The organism is Streptomyces sp. NPDC004658 (genome assembly GCF_040609555.1).
In the GTDB taxonomy this organism is placed as follows: Bacteria; Actinomycetota; Actinomycetes; order Streptomycetales; family Streptomycetaceae; genus Streptomyces.
Genome location: NZ_JBEXKG010000305.1, coordinates 1 through 4,459, shown reverse-complemented (window position 1 = coordinate 4,459; position 4,459 = coordinate 1). Strand labels below are relative to the sequence as shown.

3 protein-coding genes and 2 pseudogenes are annotated in these 4,459 nt (G+C 77.3%); 4 read left to right on the top strand and 1 reads right to left on the bottom strand.

What is annotated here, in order from left to right:
- Positions 1–99 precede the first annotated feature (99 nt).
- The 4 genes and pseudogenes from ABZV94_RS40385 to ABZV94_RS40370 all read left to right on the top strand — a co-directional run.
- Positions 100–408: pseudogene (locus tag ABZV94_RS40385) on the top strand (HEAT repeat domain-containing protein); the annotation flags it as partial.
- 250 nt (positions 409–658) lie between these two features.
- Positions 659–1,786 carry a glycosyltransferase family 1 protein gene (locus tag ABZV94_RS40380; protein ID WP_356349890.1) on the top strand — a complete coding sequence of 376 codons (1,128 nt, stop codon included), beginning with the start codon at positions 659–661 and terminating at the stop codon, positions 1,784–1,786.
- Complete coding sequence (locus tag ABZV94_RS40375; protein WP_356349888.1) at positions 1,783–2,958, top strand: glycosyltransferase; 1,176 nt, start codon at positions 1,783–1,785, stop codon at positions 2,956–2,958. The genes ABZV94_RS40380 and ABZV94_RS40375 overlap by 4 nt, the downstream gene beginning before the upstream one ends.
- A gap of 32 nt (positions 2,959–2,990) precedes the next feature.
- Positions 2,991–4,016 carry an SGNH/GDSL hydrolase family protein gene (locus ABZV94_RS40370; RefSeq protein WP_356349886.1) on the top strand — a complete coding sequence of 342 codons (1,026 nt, stop codon included), beginning with the start codon at positions 2,991–2,993 and terminating at the stop codon, positions 4,014–4,016.
- Positions 4,017–4,047: 31 nt separating this feature from the next.
- Here the strand turns inward: ABZV94_RS40370 and ABZV94_RS40365 are convergent.
- Positions 4,048–4,459: pseudogene (locus tag ABZV94_RS40365) on the bottom strand (allophanate hydrolase subunit 2 family protein); the annotation flags it as partial.

Sequence of the window (4,459 nt, the reverse complement as noted above, 5' to 3'; positions counted from 1 at the left end):
CCTGGTCGTCCTGGTGCTACTTCCGCGTCGACACCGACTCCCCGCCGCCCCCGGTGATCACCAGCGCGGACGGCCTCTACAAGCCGGCGGAGACTCGCCGGACGTCTCGGCATCGCCTGCGCCGCCCCCGTCCTGCGCCACGTCTACCGCGAGACGGCCTCCTCCCATCTCCGTGGCCGCGCCGCCCGCGCGCTGGCCGCCACCGATCCCTCCTTCGCCACCGGCTTCGCCGTCGAATGCCTGTGGGACTGCGAGGAGACCACCCGCGAACTGGCCGCCCGGCACGCCGAGACCGGCGACGCCCGGGTCGTGGAGCGCCTGCGCCGCCTGGCCGCCGATCCGGCCGAGGAGGCCGAGGTGCAGACCGCGGTACGCAGCCGCTTCGGACCGGACACGGCCCTCGGCTGAGGCGCGTCCGGTCCGCAGCGGCTGAGGCGCGTCCGGTCCGAAGCGGACGAGGGCGCGTCCGCCGTCCCCCGCCCGGACGTCTTCCCGGGCGAACGAGCGCCCGCCGGGTGAACACCGGATGACTCGCGGGTCAGGCGGCCATGACGGCCGCCTGACCCGCTCGGGTGTGCAGCCCAACGCTCATGGGACGTTCCCCGCGCCGAAAGATCGAAGTTGACGCGGGCACGTCCGGCGCGGCGACAACACCCGTATGCGTGTCGTCATCGTGACCGAATCCTTTCCCCCCGATGTGAACGGCGTGGCCCACTGCGCGCTCCAGACCGCCCGGCACCTCGTGGATCGCGGTCACCTCCCCCTCGTCGTCGCCCCCGCTCCCGCGCCCGGCAGCGGCCCGGACACGGACGCCCCGTGCCCGGTCGTCCGGATCCCCTCCCTGCCGCTCCCCGGCTACCCCCAGGTCCGCGTCGCCCTCCCCAGCCGGCGCCTCGCCGCCGCCCTCGTCGCGCACCGCCCCGACGTGGTCCACCTGGCCAGCCCCTTCGTCCTCGGCGTCCGTGGCATGGCCGCCGCCGCCCGGCTCGGCATCCCCGCCGTCGCCGTCTACCAGACCGACCTCGCCGGCTACGCCCGTACCTACATGGGTGCCGGGGAGGCCGCGGCCTGGCGGCGGATCCGCGCCGTCCACGCCGCCGCCGACCGCACCCTGGCCCCGTCCAGTGCCGCCCAGTCCGCCCTGGAGGAACACGGCGTACCGCGGGTACGGCTCTGGCCGCGCGGCGTGGACACCGTACGTTTCCGGCCACAGCACCGGGACGAGGCACTGCGCCGCTCCCTCGCGCCCGGCGGCGAACTGATCGTCGGCTACGTCGGCCGGCTCGCCCCGGAGAAGCACGTCGAACTCCTCTCCGGAGTCTGCGGGACGGACGGCGTGCGGGTCGTGGTCGTCGGCGACGGACCCAGCCAGGCCCACCTGACCGAGGCCCTGCCCGGCGCCGTCTTCCTCGGCCGTCGTACCGGCGACGAACTGGCCCGCATCTTCGCCTCGCTGGACGTGTTCGTGCACACCGGTCCCTTCGAGACGTTCTGCCAGACGGTCCAGGAGGCCATGGCCAGCGGTGTCCCGGTCGTCGCGCCCGCCGCCGGCGGCCCGCTCGACCTGGTCGACCACGGCCGCACCGGCCTGCTGGTCCCGCCGCGCGACGCCGCCGCCGTACAGCAGGCCGTCCGCGCCCTGGCCGCCGACCCCGTGCGCAGGGCCGTGTACGGCGCCACCGCCCGCGCGACGGTCGAGGGCCGCACCTGGGCCGCCGTCGGCGACCAGCTCATCGCCCACTACGACGACGTCCTCGCGGACCGGAGGACGGCGGTGGCGGCATGACCGGGCAGCCCCTGCGGATCGTCCGCCTCGCCAACTTCGTCGCCCCCGCCTCCGGCGGCCTGCGCACCGCCCTGCGCGAACTCGGCAAGGGGTTCCGGGCCGCGGGCCACGAACCGGTCCTGATCGTCCCCGGCGAACGGCACACCGACCGCGACACCGAGCAGGGCCGCGTCATCACCCTGCCCGGCCCGCCGCTGCCCGGCACCGGCGGCTACCGGGTCCTCACCGACAAGCGGCGCGTGGCCGCCCTCCTGGAGGAGCTGGCCCCGGACCGTCTGGAGGTCTCCGACCGGACCACCCTGCGCTGGACCGGCCGCTGGGCCCGCCGCGCACGCGTGCCCGCCGTGATGGTCTCCCACGAGACCGCCGACGGCGTGCTGCGCACCTGGGGCCTGCCCGAGCACCTCGCCCGGCGCGCCGCCGACTCCCTCAACACCCGGACCGCGCACGTCTACTCGCGGGTCGTGTGCACCACCGAATTCGCCGAGCGCGAGTTCGTGCGCATCGGCGCGCGCAACGTCGTACGCGCCCCCCTGGGCGTCGACCTGACGGAACGGCACCCCGCGCTGCGCGACCCCGGGCTGCGTGGCCGCTACGCGCGCGCGGACGAGGCGCTCCTCGTGATGGCGTCCCGGCTGTCCGTCGAGAAGCGCCCCGGCACGGCCCTGGACGCCCTGGAGGCCCTGCTGCGGCGCGGACGGCCCGCGGTGCTCGTGGTGGCCGGGGACGGGCCGCTGCGCGCCCGGCTGGAGCAACGCGCGCGGGACCGCGGGCTGCCGGTGAGCTTCCTCGGGCACGTCTCCGACCGGACGTCCCTCGGCGCGCTCCAGGCGTCCGCCGACGTGTGCCTCGCGCCCGGGCCCGCGGAGACCTTCGGACTGGCCGCACTGGAGGCCATGGCGTGCGGCACGCCCGTGGTGGCGAGCGCGTCCTCCGCGCTGCCCGGGATCATCGGGTCCGCCGGAGCCACCGCGGCCGGCGGCGGGGAGGCGTTCGCGGACGCCGTGGAACTGCTGCTGGGCCGCGCCGAGCCCGAGCGGCGCGAAGCGGCACGCGCGCGTGCGGAGTGCTTCGGCTGGGGAACGGCCGTGGAGGCCTTCCTGGCGGCCCACGACGCGGAGGTCCTGCGCCGGGACGACGCCCGGCCCGCCATACCGGAGGGCGTGGCATGAGAGCCGATGCCGGAAGGCGGCCGAGCCGTCCGGTGCGTGGCGCAGGGCGCGGCACGGGAGGCGATGCCGGGAGGGAGCGGAGCGGCCCGGTCCGGTTCGTCGCGCTCGGGGACTCGCTGACCGAGGGCGTCGGCGACCCGGTCGCCACCGGATGGCGGGGCTGGGCCGCGCTGCCGGCCGCCTCCCTCGCCGAGGGCGGAGAGCGGGTGTGGTTCGCCAACCTCGCGGTCAGCGGGGCGCAGACCCGCGACGTGCTGGAGAAGCAGACGCCGGCCGCCCTGGAGCTGCGCCCCGACCTGGTGTCCGTGGTCGTCGGCGTCAACGACACGCTCCGCCGCACCTTCGACATCCACGCCGTGGCCGCCCACCTCGACCAGGTCTACGGCTCCCTCACCCGCCAGGGCGCCACCCTGCTCACCGCCTGCCTGCCCGACCCCGGCGCCGTGCTCCGGCTCCCCGACGCCCTGGCCCGCCCGCTGGCCCGCAGGCAACGGGCGGTCAACGCGGTCGTCCACGCGCTGTCCGAGCGGTACGGCGCCCTCCATCTGCACGCGGCGGACGACGCCTGGATCAGCGACCGGAGCCTGTGGAGCGCGGACCGGCTGCACCCCGGCGAGCGCGGTCACCGGCGGCTCGCCGTCCGCTGCCACGCCCTGCTCGCCGAGGCCGGCCACGCGAGAGGGGAACCGCCCTCGCCCGAACCGCAGTCGCCCGCGCCGACCCGGGCGGCGGGCCTGTGGTGGCTGGCCACGGCCGGGACCTGCTGGGTGCTCCGGCGCTGCAACGACCTGCTGCCGCAGCTGCTGCGCCTCGCCGCCGACGAACTGCGCCACCGCGCCCGGGGCACCGGCACCCACCTGGAGCTGCGCGCGTCGGCCGCCGTGTCGGCGGCCCTGGCGGCCCTGCCGGCCGGTCCCGCCGAGCAGGCGGCGGTCCAGCGCCGCGGCGGGCCGACGGGCGGGACGGTCACGACGGAGGGCGCGGTCGCGCTGGTGGGCCCGGGAGCGGCGGGGGCCGTGGAGACGGCCGGCTCCGCCGGGGCTGTCCCGGCCTGTTGAGCGGAACCTGGGGGCCTGGGGCGCTCCGTGCTCAGCGGCGCCGTACCGGTACGAACCGGACCGGTGTGCCCGGGAGGGCCTGGGCGGCGGCCGGGAGGTCGGCGGCGCGGACCACCGCGATCACCGGGTAGCCGCCGGTGGTCGGATGGTCCGCGAGGAAGACCACCGGGCGCCCGTCCGGCGGGACCTGGACCCCGCCGAGAACCATGCCCTCGCTGGGGAGTTCACCGGTCCGCGCCCGCTCCAGGGCGGGCCCCTCGGTGCGCAGCCCGATGCGGTTGCTCGACGCGGAGACCCGGTACGCGCGCGTGGTCAGATCCCGGACCGCCCGCGCCGTGAACCAGTCGTCGCGCGGGCCCAGGGTCACCCGGAGCACGAGTTCGGCCGGCGGACGCGGCTGCGGCGCGCCGTCCACGCGCGCGGGAGGGCCCGCCGGGGCGCCC